Origin of the sequence: Terrabacter aeriphilus, assembly GCF_039542985.1 — a bacterium.
Lineage (GTDB): Bacteria > Actinomycetota > Actinomycetes > Actinomycetales > Dermatophilaceae > Terrabacter > Terrabacter aeriphilus.
Genome location: NZ_BAABIW010000039.1, coordinates 1 through 18,683, shown reverse-complemented (window position 1 = coordinate 18,683; position 18,683 = coordinate 1). Strand labels below are relative to the sequence as shown.

Annotated in this window: 17 protein-coding genes; 8 read left to right on the top strand and 9 right to left on the bottom strand. The window is 63.9% G+C overall.

The genetic code is table 11. The features are described 5' to 3' along the window. Window positions 1-250 precede the first annotated feature (250 nt). The gene (locus ABD979_RS20060) at window positions 251-634 is read left to right on the top strand and encodes a hypothetical protein (RefSeq protein ID WP_345509326.1); all 384 of its coding nucleotides are present in this window, start codon (window positions 251-253) and stop codon (window positions 632-634) included. Window positions 635-653: 19 nt separating this feature from the next. Here ABD979_RS20060 and ABD979_RS20055 read toward each other — a convergent pair whose 3' ends face one another. Genes ABD979_RS20055 through ABD979_RS20045 form a run of 3 tightly spaced genes read right to left on the bottom strand, consistent with a single transcriptional unit; the run spans window position 654 to window position 3,455 of the window. After that, window positions 654-1,034, bottom strand: coding sequence for a hypothetical protein (locus ABD979_RS20055; protein ID WP_345509325.1), 381 nt, complete (start codon window positions 1,032-1,034; stop codon window positions 654-656). A gap of 46 nt (window positions 1,035-1,080) precedes the next feature. Beyond that, complete coding sequence (locus ABD979_RS20050; protein ID WP_345509324.1) at window positions 1,081-1,608, bottom strand: RDD family protein; 528 nt, start codon at window positions 1,606-1,608, stop codon at window positions 1,081-1,083. Beyond that, complete coding sequence (locus ABD979_RS20045) at window positions 1,605-3,455, bottom strand: type IV secretory system conjugative DNA transfer family protein (RefSeq protein WP_345509323.1); 1,851 nt, start codon at window positions 3,453-3,455, stop codon at window positions 1,605-1,607. Before ABD979_RS20045 ends, ABD979_RS20050 begins: the two co-directional genes overlap by 4 nt. Before the next feature lie 199 nt (window positions 3,456-3,654). On the opposite strand from ABD979_RS20045, the gene mobF reads away from it, so the two are divergent. Both mobF and ABD979_RS20035 read left to right on the top strand, forming a co-directional pair. Then, window positions 3,655-7,773 carry a MobF family relaxase gene (gene mobF / locus ABD979_RS20040; RefSeq protein WP_345509322.1) on the top strand — a complete coding sequence of 1,373 codons (4,119 nt, stop codon included), beginning with the start codon at window positions 3,655-3,657 and terminating at the stop codon, window positions 7,771-7,773. Further along, window positions 7,770-8,093 carry a hypothetical protein gene (locus ABD979_RS20035; protein ID WP_345509321.1) on the top strand — a complete coding sequence of 108 codons (324 nt, stop codon included), beginning with the start codon at window positions 7,770-7,772 and terminating at the stop codon, window positions 8,091-8,093. Before mobF ends, ABD979_RS20035 begins: the two co-directional genes overlap by 4 nt. A 513-nt stretch (window positions 8,094-8,606) precedes the next feature. Here ABD979_RS20035 and ABD979_RS20030 read toward each other — a convergent pair. Continuing rightward, window positions 8,607-9,329 (bottom strand): ParA family protein, encoded by a 723-nt coding sequence (locus ABD979_RS20030; RefSeq protein ID WP_345509319.1) that lies wholly within the window; start codon window positions 9,327-9,329, stop codon window positions 8,607-8,609. 201 nt (window positions 9,330-9,530) lie between these two features. Here ABD979_RS20030 and ABD979_RS20025 point away from each other — a divergent pair, with 201 nt between their 5' ends. Continuing rightward, the gene (locus tag ABD979_RS20025; RefSeq protein WP_345509318.1) at window positions 9,531-9,818 is read left to right on the top strand and encodes a helix-turn-helix domain-containing protein; all 288 of its coding nucleotides are present in this window, start codon (window positions 9,531-9,533) and stop codon (window positions 9,816-9,818) included. A gap of 1,093 nt (window positions 9,819-10,911) precedes the next feature. On the opposite strand, the gene ABD979_RS20020 is transcribed toward ABD979_RS20025, so the two are convergent. Together ABD979_RS20020 and ABD979_RS20015 are read right to left on the bottom strand one after the other, a co-directional pair. Then, window positions 10,912-11,973 (bottom strand): tyrosine-type recombinase/integrase, encoded by a 1,062-nt coding sequence (locus tag ABD979_RS20020; RefSeq protein ID WP_345509317.1) that lies wholly within the window; start codon window positions 11,971-11,973, stop codon window positions 10,912-10,914. A gap of 156 nt (window positions 11,974-12,129) precedes the next feature. Then, window positions 12,130-12,894, bottom strand: a complete 765-nt coding sequence (locus ABD979_RS20015; RefSeq protein WP_345509316.1) for a hypothetical protein — start codon at window positions 12,892-12,894, stop codon at window positions 12,130-12,132. A gap of 148 nt (window positions 12,895-13,042) precedes the next feature. Here ABD979_RS20015 and ABD979_RS20010 point away from each other — a divergent pair, with 148 nt between their 5' ends. Then, a complete protein-coding gene (locus ABD979_RS20010) occupies window positions 13,043-13,396 on the top strand; it encodes a hypothetical protein (protein WP_345509315.1) in 354 nt (117 codons plus the stop codon). Between the two features lie 33 nt (window positions 13,397-13,429). Next, the gene (locus ABD979_RS20005; RefSeq protein ID WP_345509314.1) at window positions 13,430-13,906 is read left to right on the top strand and encodes a hypothetical protein; all 477 of its coding nucleotides are present in this window, start codon (window positions 13,430-13,432) and stop codon (window positions 13,904-13,906) included. Window positions 13,907-14,366: 460 nt separating this feature from the next. On the opposite strand, the gene ABD979_RS20000 is transcribed toward ABD979_RS20005, so the two are convergent. Further along, complete coding sequence (locus ABD979_RS20000; RefSeq protein WP_345509313.1) at window positions 14,367-15,299, bottom strand: hypothetical protein; 933 nt, start codon at window positions 15,297-15,299, stop codon at window positions 14,367-14,369. Window positions 15,300-15,424: 125 nt separating this feature from the next. Here ABD979_RS20000 and ABD979_RS19995 point away from each other — a divergent pair, with 125 nt between their 5' ends. Then, window positions 15,425-16,102, top strand: coding sequence for a hypothetical protein (locus ABD979_RS19995; RefSeq protein ID WP_345509312.1), 678 nt, complete (start codon window positions 15,425-15,427; stop codon window positions 16,100-16,102). 9 nt (window positions 16,103-16,111) lie between these two features. Here the strand turns inward: ABD979_RS19995 and ABD979_RS19990 are convergent, their stop codons facing one another. Beyond that, window positions 16,112-16,690 (bottom strand): DUF4145 domain-containing protein, encoded by a 579-nt coding sequence (locus tag ABD979_RS19990; RefSeq protein ID WP_345509311.1) that lies wholly within the window; start codon window positions 16,688-16,690, stop codon window positions 16,112-16,114. Between the two features lie 218 nt (window positions 16,691-16,908). Between ABD979_RS19990 and ABD979_RS19985 the strand changes: the two genes are divergently transcribed. After that, window positions 16,909-17,091 (top strand): ribbon-helix-helix domain-containing protein, encoded by a 183-nt coding sequence (locus ABD979_RS19985; protein ID WP_345509310.1) that lies wholly within the window; start codon window positions 16,909-16,911, stop codon window positions 17,089-17,091. 722 nt (window positions 17,092-17,813) lie between these two features. Here ABD979_RS19985 and ABD979_RS19980 read toward each other — a convergent pair. Next, the coding region (locus ABD979_RS19980; RefSeq protein WP_345509308.1) for a replication protein RepA at window positions 17,814-18,683 on the bottom strand (870 nt) is incomplete at its 5' end.

Here is an 18,683-nt window from a genome sequence, read left to right as displayed (position 1 = left end):
GTGGCTGGTCGCCGTCAGGCTCAGGGCAACGTGTTTCTGGTTGACCGTCCACGTGTTTTTAGTTGACCACACTCGACAACGCCGCAGGTCAGGCCACGGTTTTGGGCGCTGCCTGTAGTACCCCTCTAGTAAAACAAACCCCTAGTAGTCGGGCTAGTCGGGTGTGGACAGACACCTCTGCGATCGATCCTGTGGACGCTTCGTCGTACCGTTGAAGCATCCCGATACCTACAGCGGTCGGAGCCAAGTCATGGCACCTCAGGAGCCCGAAGAGGGCAGAAGCCCGAAGGTCGAGTATCGGCCGCCCCAGTGCGATGTTTGCGATCGAGACGCCAAGTACTTCGACATCAGATGGAAGGATTCGAAGCAGGAGAAAAACGAGTTCCGGCTGCAGCAGTGTCGGGAACACCATGAGCTCGTTCGGGACTACAAGCCCCCTGGACGCCCGGGTCCTTCGGTTGATGATTCGAAGCGGATCGAGTGGCTCAAGCAGACTGATGACCCCGAGATGAAGGCCCTAGGCGAGCGATTGATGTTCCCGGAACGGGACGGGCTAGTGACTTATAAGCGCCTCACCTACCAAGACATCCACCGTGACGACCTCGGCCACGAACCTCCCGGCCGTCACCTGTAGCCAGTGGTCATGGTCACACCTAGTTTTCGGGCGCCGCTCCGTGCCGGGTGCCCGGCTGGTGGTACCGAGCCACGACTTCGCCAGTCTCGATTTCCTGGGCGACGAAATCACCACCGGCCGCGGCCGCAGCTAGCCAACCGTTGATCCTGATGGTGTCGGGGTCGAAGGGGTCCCGACGCTTCTCCCACCAGTCCATCCGGCCCCGCACTCGACGAACATCGAGGTACCGGGGTATCTCACCCGGCACGTCCTTGCACCATCCGTTGAAGTCGGTCATGCGTTCGAGCCAAAGCTCTTTGTAACCCGTCCAGTCGGTGATGAGCAAAGCGGCCAAGGCTCGAGCTGCAGTGTCGTCGAGACCGTGCCGACGGGCGGTGTGGTAAATGAGTGCGTCTGTCATTCTTGATGAATTATCAACCACACTGTCAGTACAAATCAATGGGTGGTCAGGCCAGGTCGACAGCTCCGCCCCTTGCGGTCACAGGCGGCGAGAGCTTGCCGACCATTACAACGGTGTGGGTGATCGAGTCAGCGAACGTCTGGCGTCGAGCGTTCCAAAGCGGCCGGAGGAACCCGATGAACAAGATCAAGTCGAAGAAGTGCCACAGCACCCGGATCAAGCACCGTAGGTAGAGCGGGCGTGCCATCTCGTTCGGGCGGCCCTCGTAGTAGAGCGGCCGGCCAAGCGAGACGCCCATGATGACCTTGCCGAGGCTTTGATAGGTCCGGGCCTGCAAGAACACCGAGTTGATCAGCACCAAGACCGCAGTGATGACCAGGGCGAGGTTCTGGTTGTGGACGAGCGTTGGCAGGTAGATCGTCACGAGGAAGTCGATCGCAGTAGCCAGTGTGCGTCGTGGCCACGAGGCCAGCTTGACCTCTCCGAGATAGCCCGGACGATCGTAGAAGCCGACGCCATCATCGCCGCCGGCGTCTCCAGTTGTGTAGGGGGGCGGCGGTGGAGGGATGCTCATGCGTCCTCCTCGAGCTCGTCGTCTAGCGCTGTTTGCGGCCGTTGAGCTTTGGCCCAAGCCAAGGTGTCGAGCAGGTACTTCACCTGGTCTGGTTGGCGGTAGGGCCACAGTGCGGCGCCGTTGTCTCGATCGAGCACTGGGGTCGGCAACAACCGCCGGGGGTCATCGGTCGCCGTGTTTTGGTGCAAGTAGCGCAGCGACCCAAGCAGAAGTTCAGGCCATGGCATCGCCCGGTAATACGGGCTGGTGTGTGCCCAGAGCACTCCGTCGCCGCCAAGGTGAGCGCCGACCATCAACACAGCGACCGAGTCTTGCGGGTGGCCTCGCTGGATGGTGCCGGCGTCGACGATTGGTAGCCACTGCTGGTTGGTCTGCTGGGTGGTGCCAGCACTGCGCTGGCCTGAGCCGGTAAGCGGCCCACCGCTGATGCCGCTTGACTCTTGGTAGCCGTGACTGGTGACCGACACCCAGTGGTAGCCGATCGTCTCTTGGAGGTCCCTGAGGGTCTGAGGATCGTTGATGCCCGGGAACAGCACCGTGGTCTGCATGTTGGTGCGCAGCACGCCGGGGGTGTTGTCGCTCCACTTGTCCCTCACTTGTGAGAGGTCATGGAAGACAGCGCCGATCAGCACCCCGTCTCCGGCGGCCGTTGACAACACCACCGGGAAGTCCTTCCACGGCGACATGCTCGCCACCTCATCGAGCGCCCAGGTCATGGGCGGCCGACGGAAGTAGTTGTCGAGCTCATCTTGCTCACGCAGTTCCGACGATGCGTCATAGAGCGTCTGCAGCAGTCCCACGATCACCGGTGCAACGGCCTTTTGAGTACGCCGGCTAGCGGTGATGAAGATCGTGTCGTAGTAGCCGACTGGCAGCCGGCTCTGGATGCTCTCGAGGCGAGCACCCGACAGTTGTGCGTCGAGCTCGGTGAACATGGCTGGGTTGATGCTCCGTGGGTCACCAGCGACGAAATCGGCAGGGTCGAAGTTGGGGTTCTCGGTGAGGGCCAGCACCTCGGGGCGGTTGTAGACCCGGAAGGCCCTCGCCGCCGTGGCGAAGATGTCGTTGGCCGAGCCATGGGATGTAGCCATGGCCAAGATGCCTTCGAGCTCCCGCTTGGCGTTGATGACGCCAGGGCGGCCCTCGTGCTTGGCCAAGATGTCGACGACAGGTCCGTAGGTGTCGGAGTCCTGGGCCAACACGATGCTCACCACCCACTCCATGGGCTTGGCTTCGAGGCCCGCCGCCAGGAGCGTGGGACCAACGAGGCGGGTGACCTGCTCGGCGAAGTAGCCGCTATTGGCACTGCCGCCCCGCTCGGTTGCGTTGACCTCGGCGGCGTAACACATGGCCTCGGCCACGTTGTTGGCCTTGGTGAAGTCGGTCGTGATCGGTGAGTAGCGCAGCTGCATGGTGCCCGGCTCAGCAACGCCGGTGTCGAGGTTCATGTGCCAGATCCGGCCCTTGCGAGACCGAGATGCTGCAGCTGCTCGGAGCACGTCTTTGCGAGTCGAGGTGCTGACGACAGGGCCCATGGCGCAGAGCACCATCGGGATTAAAACGCCGGCGGTCTTGCCCTGGCGGGTCGGCCCGAGAATCAGCACATGGCTGTCAGGCGGGGTGAAGAGGAACTCCGGGCCATAGACCCCGTAGAAGAGACGGCGGCCATCAGAGCCGGTTAGATCCCGGTGCAGTTGAGCCCATGGGTCGGGGTTGCCAACGTACGAGAGTGGTCCAATCGGCCCGTCAGGTGCGGGTCTCTGGCCACCACGAGGGCCGCTCGATGACGTGCCTCCAGCACCGAAGCCCTCCGCCAGCCAGTCTTTGGCCTTATCGAAGACGCCCACAGCGGTCCCCTGTCACCGTCGTTCCCCCGACGACGACGATCGTGGCACCCGCTCACCCACAGTGGTGCCGAAACGCCCACACGTTCTTGCTCGACGAGCGTCCAGAGCCAGTATCAAGAGCCTTCACACCTGATGGGACTCATGCATGTTTACATTTGATGGGTTCCGCTTCCCCACCCTTGGTGGTTAGGATCAGGCCATGGGCGCCACCTCCGTGGCCACCGGGAGTGGCGTTAGCTACTACCAGAGCCACGCTCTGGAAGGCATCGAGGCGGCTAAGTCGCGGGGTTACTACTCCAAGGCTGTCGCCGCCGGCGAGCCCCCGGCCGAGGTTCTGGGCCTCGGTCTTGAGGCCCTTGGCCTTAGCGTTGACGCTGAGCTCGACGACGAAACGGCCAAGGCCGTGTGGGAGGAACTGCGCCACCCAACGACGGGCGAAGCCCTCGGTCAGCGCCTGGCCAACTACGCCGGCCCCGCCGAGCGCTTGGGCCGTGCGGCTGCTCGTGCGGGCGTGGTGTTGCCCGACTCGGTGCGAGTCGCCATGGAGCGAGGTAAGGCCACGCCTGAGACGGTGCTGGCCGAGTTGCAACAGGTCGTGACGCCCGAAGAGTTGAAGGCGATCCAGACGTCGGCCGACCGTCAGCGCCGTGAGTCGGTGACTTTCTACGACACGCTCTATACGCAAGACAAAACCGTCTCAATCGCTCACGCCGTCGCCGACGCTTCGGGCGATGGACGAGCGGGTGAGGTGTTCGAAGACGCACTGCGCAAGGCCTCAGAAGCCATCGTGGGATTTGCCGACAAGACGCTCTACGTGCGAGCGGGCGACCATGGCAAGTCTGTCGAGGGTCGCTCGAGCGGGCGCTACATCAGAACGGCGGGCGTGGCTGCGGCGAGCTATCGCCACCACACCTCTCGTGACGGCGACATGCACGACCACGCTCACGTGCTGATCCTCAACCGCTCGCAAAGCGCCGAGGACACGAAGTTTCGAGCGCTCGACGGCACGATGCTCTACAACTCGATGTCAGCAACGACGGCGCTGGCGAGCAGGGCGAGTGAGATCCACATCAGCTCGCAGTTGGGTTGGCGCTGGACGAAGAAGGCCGACGGCAGTCGCTACCTGGCCGCCGTCGACGAGGCGCTGGTCAAGAAGTTCTCGAAGCGTGCAACGGCCATCGAAGAGCGCCTAGATGAGTGGGCCGACCACTTCGAGCGGGCGAATGGTCGAGTGCCGACGCCAAAGGAGCGGGACCGCCAGCACGCCAACATCCAAAAGCGGACCCGAGCATCGAAGCCCGACGTTATGGCCTCTCGTGTTGAGACGGTCGAGCGTTGGGATGACGAGACGGGCAAGGCGTTCAGTGACACCTACGAAGCGCTGCAAGCAGACGCTCGAGCATGGGCGAAAGAGCGCCAGGCACCGGGCTACGACGGCGATTTCATCGACCACGACGCCGTGGTGACCGAAGCGCTCGACAAGCTGACGGCGACTCGTACCAAGTTCACTCGCTGGCACTTGCTCGGCGAGATTGATCGAGCAATGCCGGCGAACCTGCCCGAGCACATGACGTATGAGGCCTACCAAGAGCTGGCGATGAACCTCGTCGACGAGGGCGTGCGTCGTCTTGGTGTTGAGCGATTGACGCCGATAGGCGTGCTCGATCGCAACGTGCCAGCTGAGTTGCTGCGTGACGATGGCCGATCTGTTTTCAGCCCGCCCGACGACGACGTGTATGCCTCCGTCGAGACGTTGGCCAATGAGGCTTACCTACTGGGTCGCACCGAGCGAGTCGATGCGCCGGCGATTGCACCCGGCGACGCCGCGGAACGTGCAGCGGCCGCAGGCCTCAGCGGCGACCAGGCCGAGGCCATGGCGTCGGTGTTGTCGTCGGGGCGCTCGATTGAGGTGCTGGTTGGCCCGGCCGGAACGGGCAAGTCCTACACGCTTGCCGCCACGGCAGAAGCGTGGCAAGCCGAGCATCGAGGCGCTGTCATTGGCCTGGCGAAGAGCAACGCCGCAGCGTCGGTGTTGCGCAACGAGGGCCTGTCGGCAGCGTGGAACTGTGACCGCTGGCTCGCAGCCCAAGAGCGGATTGCGGTGGGCCGTGGCCGTGGCCAAGACGCTGCCATGGCGCTCGAGCCAGGATCGCTCGTGATCGTCGACGAGGCCTCCATGGCCGAGACCGAGACGTTGGTGCGGGTGGCGAAGGTCGCTGAGCGCTACGGCGCCAAGGTCGTGCTCACTGGCGATCACCGCCAGCTGACGAGCGTCGGCGCTGGTGGCTTTTTCGAACTCGCTGCGAACGACCAGGCGTTGCGTGACGCCGGTGTTGTCAGCGAGCTCGGCGACGTGCGGCGCTTTGCAAACGACTGGGAAGGCGCTGCGTCGCTGCGACTGCGTGAAGGCGACACGTCGGTTCTCGTCGACTACGACCGCAACGGTCGCATCGTCGAAGAGGCGAGCGGCGAAGCGCTCGAGCGGGCCTGTGATCTGTGGGTGACCGATCACTTAGAGGGCAGAGACGCCCTCATCGTCGTGGCCACGAGCGAAGAGGCGTCGGCTGCGAGCATGAAGATCCGCCGTGAACTCGTCGAGGTTGGCGAGGTGAAGGGTGGGGCGTCGGTGACGCTCGCCAACGGTGGCTTGGCGTCCGTGGGTGACGTGATCCAAGCACGAGCCAACAACTACCGCCTGACCGACATCATGGGCGCTGCGGTGTCGAACCGCGACCGGCTGAAGGTGGTCGAGGTGCAGCCGACTGGTGGCCTTCTCACTCGACGAGTCGACAACGGACGCCTCGTGCGACTCAACCCGGACTACGTGGGCGAGTACGTAGAACTTGCCTACGCCGTCACTGCGCACGGCGCTCAGGGCCGCACCGTCGATCGGTCGTATGCCGTCGTTACGCCAGCGACTGACGCCGCAGCGCTCTATGTCGGCATGACCCGTGGCCGACAGACCAACGTTGCCATCGTCGACGTCAGCCCCGAAGAGGCCCACGGTACGGCTCCAATGGAGCCGAAAGACGCCGAAGCGGTGCTGGCCGAGGTGATGGCGCACGACTCGTCCATGCGCAGCGCCACGGCGGAAAAGCGAGCACAGCTCGACGCATCGCAGTCGCTTGCTCGTCTCGGTGCAGCGTGGTCGGCGTCGGTTGCCCGTCAGGTCGAACACGACGAGCGCCAAGCCATTGCCGAGGCACTTGGCCCCGAGCTGATGGCCCGCATCGACGCCGACTCAGCAGCGCCGGCGTTCTGGGGCCAGATCGCAGCGACGAAGCGCCAGGGCATCGACCCGATCGACGCACTGCGCTCGACCATTGCGGGCCGGGAGGTCATGACGGCCCGGGATCCCGCTGCTCTGCTCGCTTGGCGGCTCTCAGGAGGCCACTCGATGGCCTGGGAGCCTCGCAGGCGGGATTCGGCTACAGCGACGCCTGAAACCGCTCTTGAGCCCGCACAGAGCTATCTGGAGCGTTCTCCGGTGCCCGAATCGCTGGGCAGGGAGACGCTTCAGACCCACACGCTCGACGCCTACGCTCGCCAACTCGCCGTGGCCATGGACGCTCGTGTCGAAGAACTTGGACGCCGCACGGCGACCGAGGCGCCCGAGTGGGCCACTCGTCACCTCGGCCGGGTGCCCGCCAAGGGCACCAGCGCACGTGAAGAGTGGGAGTCGAAGGCCGCCAAGGTGGCGGCGTATCGAGAGCAGTACGTCACGACGACCCATGTGAACGTCGACGACCCGGTTGGACCTCGGCCGTCTGCGCTCCGCTCCCCCGAACGATTCGTCGACTGGCAGATGGCGAACCGAGCGCTTGGCCTCGAAGTCGACGTGCGAGACGTGTCGAAGTGGCGTGATCGTGAGCTCGAGCGTGCCGTCGAGCGTTGGACAGAGGCAGCAGCGAAGGCGCCGGCGTATGTGCGGCACGAACTCGCTGACGCTCGCCGTGAGGCGCAAGCGCTTCGATCGAAGCTTGCTCGCCTCGAAGCAGTGAGCGCTGGCGGGCCGAAACGCAGCCTCGAACGCCTTGAACAGCACCGAGCAAAGACCGAAGAAGCCGAGCGCTACGTCGAGACGTTGGCTGAGATGCACAGAGCTCGACTCGACTGGTATCAGGACACTTCGGTCGTGCGCACAACGGCCCGAGAGGCAGCCGCAGAACTCGAACGGCGCAACCCTGACGGGAAGAAGTCGCCGGCGCAGGAGCCCGAAGAATTTTCTCCGGCTCAATTGCGTTCCTACGAAGACAAGCAACGACGTGTCAGTGTTGAGCAGCCGATGATCGAGAGAGGCCTAGGTATCTCGCTATGACGATCCGACCAGTCGCTGAGCTCGACGCCACGCTTGCTGACGTCAACGACGAACTCTCGTATGCCCCACAGTCGGCGGACTTCTACCGGGGCTGCGCCGCAGCGCTTGAGTGGATCACGGGCCAGCGTCGAGTTGGCCCCGTCGACGTCGACGGCAGCGCCACAGCTGATGAGTCGGGTGTCCACGGCCAGTTGGCCGCCGCCGTTGCCATGCTGCACGGCGAGCGACCGACTCCCGCTCCCCTGGTGCGGGCCTACGTCAGCGGCGTCGAAGCCACGTTGGCATGGGTGCTTGGCCAGACCGACGAGCCGCCGCTGTAGGACGGGCTAGGCCGTTTCGTCTAGTTGCCTACCGCCGAGGCCGGCCACCTACGTTGCCCACCTCGACTGCAGCCCCAAGGGCCGCCACGATCTCATCGTCGGACATGGCTTCTTCGAGTTTGGTGATCGCCAAACGGACCACTGCGCTTCGGCTGATATCCACCTTTGGCGATGCGGACTTGCCAGCGAACGAGATGCGTTCGAGGTACCGATCCTCTGCGGGGTTCAGGTGGACGGTTGAGCGGATCAGCGGAGCGGCTGTCGCTGGTGTCTGTGACGGCTTCGTAGGTGCGGCCGCCGTTACTCGCAGCCCCTTGGTTGCGATGGGCTCAGCTGTCGACGAGGGCACCTCTGAGGGAGCTTCTGGCGTAGGTAGGTCTGGCTTTCGTAGGTGACTGCTGCCCACCTGGCTCACCGGAACACCCTTGCGCCCGCCGGGCACTGTCGCCTGAGGTGGCTTCGGGCGCCTTCTGGCCTCGGCCTGCTGGCCGAGTTCTCCCAGGTCGACGGTGGTCACTTCGTAGCCTCCTTGATGTAGTCGCTCACTCGACCGATGCTCGCAACGACCTTCGCCAGCGCCTTGGGTGGCGGGTCTTCCGAGCACATCGCCGTGCGTCGCCGACGAGTGGCGACGGCTTGCGCCGCAGGAACCGGCGGAGCCACAAGAGCGCCGCTGTCGCTGATGGCCTGTTTGAGCAGTTCGAGCATCGCCGCTGAGGGAACGGGCGGGATCTTGTTGGGCACGAGGATCAGCGGGTAACCAGTCAGTTCCTTCACGGTCAGTTCGGTGCCGTGCAGGTCCTTGACCCCGAGCGGTACAGGAACCACCACGGCGGTGGCCACCTCAAGCGCTCCGTTCGTGGCTGGCGTCGAACCTGGGTGCGTGTCTACGACCACCCAATCGCTGCCCCACTCCCCCGCCCATTGCCGCAACGCTGTCGCCATCGTCTCGTGGTCTGGCTGCTCGAACTCAAAGTCCGGGTGCGACGGAACCAAGTCAGGGCGCTTGGTCCTTCGACCGGCCCGAGGCTGAGGGGTCGTGCCCTTCTCCAAGGCGTCCAGTAGCGGTCGGCGCAGGTGATCCTCAGGCCGGAAACCCCAGCTGCGGGTCGCCCCACCGCCTTCCCAGTCGAGATCTACCAGCGGCGCATCGAGCAACCAGGCCAACTCCATGGCCAAAGTCGTCTTGCCGACGCCGCCTTTGCGGGAGTGGACCACTGCGATTTTTGTGCTCATGCCTAGGTTCTAGCGCCTGAACGTTCCGACGTTGTGGAGGCTGGCCGCCACAACGCCACAACGCTGTGGCGTTTCGATGTTGTGGCGTTGTGGAGTTCTGGAGTTGTGACGCCAGAACGGCAGAAGGTCGGAACGCTGCCCTCTGGCTGCTACAGCGCTGTCCCTCATGCTTGGGGGAGGCGCTACGAAGGGAGCCTTGGAATGGCTGTCGGCTTCGACCCGAACGACGATCGGCCGCACCTGACCATCGACCAGGTAGCCGACCGCTGGGCCGTCGACAAGCGGGTTGTCTACAAACTCATCAACGATGGTCACCTCGTGGCCGTCAAGATCGGGCGGGACTGGCGGATTGCGCCGTCCGCCGTCAACGAGTACGAGGTCGCAAACACATCGGTTCCGGGCCGCCGGCGACGTCAACCCGCCGATGGCGAGGTGCTGAGTGTCGCTTCGGTCGATGACCCCGAGCCCATGGCCGGCGATGACCCCTAGTCGAGAGTGGGGAGACGCCGAGCGGTCCGCCCCAAGGGTGCCTGCGGCATCGCCGCCTTTGACCCGACCCAGCCCGGTCGGCGCTCAGTCAGCAGGGGTGGGGTTCTCGCTCGGCGACAACCCGCCATGGGCTGCTACAGCTCGTGAAAGATGCGGATCAGATAGAAGAACGTCTGTGCCAAGCGGGCGATGATGGTGGCGTGGCCTGCGACGTCTTGTACGGCGTGCATCTTCCGGCGGCGGTGTGGCATGTCTACACTCCTAAGCGAGTCTGATGTCTGTTCGGTTGAGCAACTGGCCAGAAGCGACTTACGTGGCCCCTCCTGTTCCAGCAGGTGGGGCCATTCGCTTCGTACAAGGATCTCGGGGCGGCCCGACAGCCCCCGCTACTTCCCGCAACACTTAAAGTTCGTGTTGTGTCGAGAGGGCTGGGTGAACTGGAGTCGTCGATCCTCGACCAGTTGGCTCGACGTTCTCTTCGGAGAGGTACACAGCGCTCCATGGTCACGTCAGTGATGATGCGGGGTGATGTCTATGGCTTCGATGTTCCTTCGACGTCCGCCATCCGTAGGGCTATGCGTTCGTTGGAACGGAAGCGCTGGGTAGTGCCTCGCTGGGTACCCTCATCGGTCCGATACCTGCGGGTGCCAGCCACGGACGAGGAACGCCTGCGCGCATCGGAGCTGGAGTGGGTCAATTTCCCTGCCGTAGGGGATTCAGAGCAGGTCGACCCGATCACTGGAAGACGGCTGTCCTTTCGGACAGAACGCAAGGTCCTGGGCGTGACGTTCGAGCATGGGGCGCCGCATCCGCAGATCGAGGAACGTCTTACTCCCTACTTCAGGAAGCATTTCGAGCAGGCGCTCGAGGACCGACGAGCAGCCTTGGGCGAGCGGTTCCGTCCGCCAGCAGTGGCGTTCAAGCAATCTTTACTGTGGAGAAACCGACAACGTGACGCTCTCCTGTGGGCAGACGCCATGGGATCTACCCTCGCCCTGGAGTGGGCTTACTTCCGGTGGGAAGCCGGCAGAGGCGGTTTGTAGGTTGTTTCCCAATCCTCTGATCAAGGCCAACTGGGACCGGTCGGCGACCGTCAGCAGTCCCGATCGCTGATTGGGCCGCCTGTAGCGTCGCCGGTGCGTTGCAGATGCGCCACCACGGCATAGGTCGGGTGGCGGTCGTGGCTGAGTCGACTGCGGTCGTAACGCCTGGTCGTGGCCGGGTCTTGGTGACCAGCGGCGTCCTGCACGTCTTGGAGAGGCACGCCGGCCGCCAACGCTTCGGTGACGAAGGTGTGGCGCAACGAGTGCGGCGTGAGCTGGTCGGCGGCCGGGATCTTTGCCACCTTGGCTAGCCGCTGGATCTGGTCGAGAGCCGTCCGGTAGGGGAGTCGGTTGGTGAAGGTCCGATCGAGGAACAACGGGCCATCGGCGGGGTGCTCGTCGAGGCCGAGGTATGCGTCGATAGCTCTCACAGCCGGAGCAGCCAGGGGCTGAATCGAACGCTTCCCGCCCTTGCGGGTGATGCGCAGCACTCGGTGGCCGGCTTGGTAGGTGTAGTCGGTGACGTTGGTGGCCAGGGCTTCGTCGATGCGCAGGCCGTTGTGGGCGAGCAACGTCACGAGAGCCGCCCAGCGGGGGGAATGCGCCTCGGCAGCGACGATGAGCGCAGTGAGCTCAGCAGGCGACAGGCCGATCGAGGCCGTTTCTGTGCTCGCTTTGGGCCGACGAGCGCCTTCAAACGGGTTGTAGGTCAGGACTTCCACCTCGTCGCCGTAGCGGTAGAACTTCGACACCGCAGACATGCGCCGGCGGATCGTTGCCGGGCTGAGGGTCTTAGGGTTATCGCTCGACGAGAGCGCACGCACCCAAGCGTCGACGTGATGGCGGCGGGCGTCGAAGGGATGCACGCCGGCATCGGCGCACCACTGCGCCCAGGCAAGCAGGTCCGAGCGGTAGGCCCGAGCTGAGTTCGGCGGGTAGCCAGCCAGGAAAGCGGCCGCCATTCGCTCGAACGGGTCACGACTGTCGTCGAGGGGGAGTCGGGCCACGGCGCCGGCGACGTCGATCGCCGCGGCACTGGCCCCGCCCGACCACGGCGCTACGGCGGAGCTCGGAGAGGCGGGCGAAGGGTCAGAGACGACGAGGCCTGTCATGGCGACCAGTCTGGTCTGAGGGTGTGACAACACCCGCAGATAACCCGTTTTATCTGCGGGTGTTGCAGGCGGCTTCGGGCGGCCTCTCGACCGACAACATGACTGTGCCCCGTGCGCCAAGGTGGCGGGCACGGGGCACAGTGGTCGAGAGCCCTCCTAGTGGAGCGTGCAGGCCCTGGCGATGGCGTCAGCAGCGCCGAAGGACAGTCCGAACCAGGCCCGGAGCGCCCACATCACGAACACGACGCTGCCATCGGTGAACAGCCATGCAGCCGCAGCCAGCACCCACACCGCTCCGTAGGCTCCGGCCGTGGCGTAGCACCGCCACGACGGGTCGATGAAGACCGCTCCCTTGGCGTTGGTGGTGTCAGCCTTGACGACCAGCTCCTTGGCGGCCTTGTCGTAGCCGTAGGAGGCCGGGATTGCCGCCCCCGAACTGTCGACGGCGTAGGCGGCATCGATGTGGCCCACCACCTTGCCGGTCGAGTTCTTCTCGTCGAGGCCGCCGTCGGCCGCCGGCACCAAGCTGGCGCCGGACGGCATGATCGTGGAGTACCTGAACTCGACGTTGGCGTGCTTCTTGGTGACGACCCCGAAGCCGCCAACCTGAGCGACCACCGTGGTGCCGTTGGTGGAGGTGCTGATGGTCACGTGGCCGTCGGTCAGCGCCGGCGTCGGGTTGCCCACCTTCACGGCGAGGGTAGGCGTGATCGGGACGACGCCGGACGACGTCGTGGGCCGAAGCCGCCCGACCTCGATCTTGGCGAAGTTGGCCTTGTTGGCGAGCTGAGCCGCCGACTGCGCCTGCTGGTTGAGCGAAGAGGCGGGGGAGGCGGCGGAAGCCGCCTGCCCGCTGGTGAGACTGGCGGCCAACGCGGCCACGGTCACTGCGGTCACGAAGCCGCTGCGCAAGGTCTTCATCCTGGTTGGTCCTCTCGGGGGGTGGCTCATCCTCCGGCGGGTTCAGTAGCCAACTGAACTGTATCTTGAGGATGTATACATCCTCAAGAGGTGCGAGGCGTGAATATTTAGGGGTTGTGTACGAGTCGTGCGGCAGTACACTGCGTGGATGAGAGAGGACCAGCCGATGACTGTCCAAGTGGCGTCGCCCGTCACGTTCCGGCCCAAGAACGCCGAGTCTCGAGCCCTGCTCGAGGCCGTGGCTCAGCACCGGGGCCTAAGCGTGTCGAAGCTCGTCGCTGAGGCTGCTGACAAGTTCGCCCGTCAGTACATCGAGAAGGTCGGGCCTGAGAAGTTCGCTTCGGACCTTCATGAGGCTGCTGAGCGTCGTGAGCGCTCGCTTCAGCGCCAGGTGGCCCAGTTCCTCAAGCAGACGGACGACGTTGCAAGTTCCGACGAGCAGGAGGAGAGTTCCTCCACCCGAAACACTCACGACGACGCAGTCGCCGGCTCCGGCCGCTGAGCGAGGGGTTCTGAAGTGAACGCAGACCAAGCCATGGCTGAGGCGATCAGCACGACGGTCGATTCCATGGTGGTCTGCGCTCAGGTCAACCAAGCAATGCTGGTTCAGGCCGACGCCGTCGAGGCGGCGCTGCTTGCCGGCGGCGCCCCTGACGCTCCTGAGACGCTCGCAGCATTCGCAGCCTTTGGCGCCGCCTGGCAGCTGCTGGCGCTCCTCCAGAACGACTTCGCTGACGAGCTTCACGATGGTGACAGCGGCAGTGCCCCGCCACCAAACAACCTCGTCGGAATAGCGTTGGATCGTGAGGCTGACCCACTTGCATGCTCTCCAACGTACCGTTCGAAGTTAGCGGCTATTAGCAACTACTGGCGGCCGCTGAGTGATTTCACTGGTGAAATTGGCGCTTCACAAAAGGAAGACAATTTCTCCACCGGGGAACATGGTCCCAATCACTACTCCGCAACTGTGGACCTGGGTCAGCGTTTGGAGCAATACGCTGCGGCTTATTGACCCCATTTCCGCTCCGCTTTCGCCCCTCAGGAGCTGACTGATGGCTCGCACCAACTCAAGGCACAGTCCAATAACTATGTCGTTCGTGGTTGGAACTCCCGTGGGAGAGATGGCGTTTAGCAGTTGAATTTTGCGCATTGCGATAGCGGCAACTTCGTGCGGTGCACTCAACTGCTCTAGGGGCGTGGCGTCGACAACGGATAGGTCTATCCAGAGGCGGTCATCTATGTGAAAGGCTTCTTTTAGAGCCTGGAAGGCCTCAGGCAAAACGTCCGTCATAGAGGTCAGGGCCACAGGCTTATCCATGGCGGGAAACCTACCGGGGCGCAGTTCTCAGCTAGGCCTTAGCTCGCAGGAACGACTAACGGGTAGTCCTTAAAGTCCAGAAGCGTCCCGGTTTGACTACCTACTGGGAGGGCACCGCCAGCCACTGAGGCCCAACGCCGCCAGGCGTTGGGCCTCAGTCGCCCTCGGCAGCCGAGTGCAAGCGGTCAGACACGATGCCTGGTCGATCCAGATATTCCTTGACCCGGTCGATGTCCATGCTGTCGAAGTGCTCCTGCCAGGTAGTGAAGCTCTGTTCACTCCAGCCGCAGGAAGCGCACACCGACCCAACCCAGAAGCCGTCCTCAGATCTGTCCGGGTCCAGGTCGTGACGAACTCGGTAGGACTCACATCGGGGACATCGATCGGGGTCTCCGTGCTCTCGCCGCCGGATCAGTTTGGCGAATAGCCCGAGCAGCAGCCCAGTCGCCTCAAGCACAATGTCAGCGTCCATGGGCGTGGCATTCGCCTCATGCTGCAGCCATACGGTGAGGTCCCAAGTCTTGTCGACCAGTTCCTTGACGTAGCGTCGAAGACGGCCGCTCTCAGTCAGCCTCTCTACGAAGATGTTGCCCCAACCCTTGAAGTCGGCAGCCTTGGGCGGGCTCTCCAGAGGTCCCACCCAAGCGGCGGTAGCGTGGTCCTTCGCCAGGGCGATGAGAGCATCTCGGCACTTGATGCCGACTGCTTGGAAGTCCTCGGACTCTTCCGCTCCGTTCATGGCGTCGACTGCCTGTTTGAAGCGCCGCCAAGACCTAGTGATGTGTTGCTCTGTTTCTGGGTCTTCTAGCTCGCTGCGGCTGCGTTCGGCCATGAAGACGCCGAGGCCCAAGTGGAAGATGAACGCCTGCTCTACCTCAGGAAAATCGCTCTGCTGATAGAGGTTGGTGGGCTCTGTGATCACCCACCACCGGGTCTTCTTGCAGTGAACGTCATAGAGCTCATGATTGCGGCCCATGACTCGTCGAGATCCGACGTGCTGCACCAGCTCGACCGGATTGTCTTTCGGTGACTGACCCTCGACGTACTGGCGTATAGCCCGTTCATCGGGTTCTGAGAGCTCGGGCACTGGCACAGTCGATCACGAAGCGTGGATCCAAGGCGACTAGACGTTCCGGGGAAAGGCGAAACCCCGGCGATGTGGTCTAGGACCAGGGATCGTTCCGGGGTGTACAAGTCATAGGCTACGGCATCATGACCACTCCTGCCAGTGACCCCTACGACCTGGGCCAACTGCTGGAGCGACGCATCAGCGCCGAACGCTTCGGGCGCTACCGCCGTGCCGTGCCAGGGGGAGACAGCGATGCCGCTGCGCTCTACGTCTGGAACGCCGAGGTGGCCAGCGCCTTCGGGTTGGTCATCGGCCAGTTTGAGGTGATCTTGAGGAATGCTCTCAACGAGCAGATGGTCGCCCGCCAGGTCGCCAGCGGCCGCCCGGGGGAGTGGTACGACGATCGAGTAACGCTCAACGACCCCCACCGTCACGACGACGTGGCCAAGGCCCGTAGCCAGATCCTTAACGCTGGCAAGACCGAGACGCCAGGGTTAATGGTGGCCGAGCTCATGTTTGGCTTCTGGCGGTTCCTTCTCGGCCCCCGGCACCAGACGACTCTGTGGGCGCAGTCGCTAAGGCACGCCTTCCCCTACCTCAGTCCTCAGCGGCGAAGCGACGTCTATGACCCAGTGCAGCGGCTCAACAAGCTTCGCAACCGCATGGCACATCACGAGCCCGTCTACGCCGAGCCTCTGGCTGACGACCACGACCAGCTCCTGACTGTTGCCGGCTACATCGACCCTGAGGCCGAAGCGTGGCTTCGGGACCTGAGCCGGGTGCCGGCTCTGCTCGACACCCGACCCGCCCTGCTGCCGTAAGCCTCTTGCTCAGCCGGTCTGGTCCCGGCGCTGTTGACGAGAGGCCTCTAGGCGTAGGGCTCTCGCCGGCGTGCTGAACAACTGGTGCAGCAACGCATCCATGATGTCGAGCACGTCCTCGGCTTCGCCAACAGTGACAGGCTCGACGATGTCGCCATGGGCGGCGTCGTTGCCGAACTGGCGTACTAAGTGCGCCGACGCCACCAAGTCGCCCCAGATCAGGTTCTTCTCGTTGAGAGCGACGATCTTGGCCTCAATGCCTCGGACCGTGATGCCAAAGCTCTTGGCGGCTGCCTCGATGACCGAGCGAGCGACTGCGCACGCAGCGATGTACGAGCTGTGGGCGAAGCACACCCAAGCCTCTGACGCAGCCTTGGCGATGTGGTCAGGAACATCGGGGTACTCGGGCCGCTTGATAGGCGGCGGCGACCAGATCACCGTGCGGTCGTACTCCTCAGGCTCGCCCGATCGGTAGTGGTCGCTGGGGTCGTAGTCGGTGTACCAAGACACGACGCTGTAGCGGCCGCACTTGGGGTTGTCGCACTTGTAGGCGGCATCAGTGACGTAGCTCTGGAAGGAGCGCTTCACGTCAGGATGCTTCATCAGCTGCGTCATATGGACGTCCCGGCCGCACCAGCCACACGTTGTCGTTGCCACGTGGGTCACTATGACGCACTTCAGAGACAACGCCCCGCCGTACGTGGCTGGCTGCTCTGTCTAGTGACGCCGTTGGCGTCGCTGTTCGTGTGCCTGCGGCACTGGCCCATCCACCCTCTTGGGGGAGAAGTCCGCGATCGTAGACGGTCATGCGCAAGATCGACCCCAATAGCGGTGCCGCCACGGTTCTGAGTGGACGTCTGCCCGACCCAGAGATTGGGTGGTTCGACGAAACCTCAGCGGAACTTGGCTACAAGAGTCGTAGCGAGTTCCTGCGGGAGGTCGTGCGGATTGCACGCAAGCATCAGGAGGATCTACAGGCGGCCTCGTAGCGCCGCCCAGAAAGCAGAAAGACCGGGCGGATACCCGGTCTTTCAATGACAACTTGAGCCGATGAGTACCGGCTCGCTGATGCCCCTAAGAACAGCAACAGCGTAGCCGGGCTAGCGAAGCTGTGCACGGATTTGTGTGCTCATCGACTCCAAATCACTTGGAGAGCAATGGAACACGATCAACGCCAGCCAGCACGGCCCACTCGGGCACACCGCCGAAGTGGTGGCGACAAGACCAGACGAGGCCGTTGGCTAGACCAGGTAGCGGGGTCCAAAGTCAGCCGGGGGTGCCGGGCGTGGGCGTTGCTCCTGTCTCGGCGATCGAGCGCCACGGCGAAGCCGGTATGGGGGTGGCAGGACAAGCAGGGCGAGGAGATCGGGTGCAGCGGCCGCACTGTGCGCCGCTACCGCCGTGAACTGGAGGTGGCGGGCCTGATCGAGACGCAACGGGGCGAGGTCGTCCGCCACTACGACGGCCGCTTCTCTCAGCAGATGACGAATCGCTACTGCTTCGTCGTGCCGCCACGGCCAACGAGGCAAAAGCCCACTTCGCACCGTGCGGACACCGGTGACCGCCTAAACCCTGTCTCTACGAGACAGGTAGAAACCTTGGGCAGTGATCCATCCAAACTTGATGAGGTGGAGCCGCCGCCAAGGTCATGGAGCTTCGATCGCAGCCTCATCGGAGCCGCTAGGAAGGCTCTGACAGAACCGAGTGGCCGCTAAGGGGCCTTGGGGAGCGCTCGAAGTCTCCTGGAAGCAACGTGAGTGCGGCTCGGCATCAAAATCAGACCCTCGGGCGTCACTGTCACGTTGGCGTCGGGGTACACAGCCATGACCCGGCCGAGGTGGCTCGTGAAGTCGTTGCGGAACTTGTGGCGGGCCTGCTTCGTCGTGGCCTGACTGCCGAACTGCAGCAGCAAACCCGACCACGGGATCTGCGAGCGGCGATGCACTCGACTCATCCGGTAGGTGAGCCAGGTGTAGATGTCGAGGCGCATTGGCGAGCCGCTGAGCGCCCGCAGGGCGTCGATCGACACCGGGATGGGGCGCTCGGTCGCTTCACGGAAGAACTCGGACGAGAGACGAACCTGGGACGGCAGGAGGCTCTGTTGGCGGGGGTTGTCTCGTGGTGACCACCAGAGGTTCCACTGCTCGGCCACGCCCATGCGGGTGCCGGCGCTGCGCTCGGCGTCGTCGTAGGTGACGACGATCTGAGAGCGGAACAGACGCAACATCTGGTCCTTGAGTCGCCGGCTCGAGCGGCCGTCGCTCGCCATGCCCAGCTGGCGCATGAAGTCAGCGAGCGAGTCGCCGAGCACGATGTCAGGAGACTTCTTGCGCACGGCCTCGGTGGTCAACCAGGTGAGCACCAACCGGGGCACGACGCCGTAGGGGTAGCCGATGCTGACGGGCTCGCCGGTGGCGGTGATGTTCATGCCCGGCGTGACGACGAGAGCCATGTTGCCGTTGCGCCGGCCCCAGGCTGCGAGCTCGCCGGGGTCCTTGTACGGAAGCGAACACTGCGTCATCAGCCGTGAGGCGTAGCCAAGCTCGGCGTCGGTGGTGTCCCAGAGGCTCGACGCTTCGCT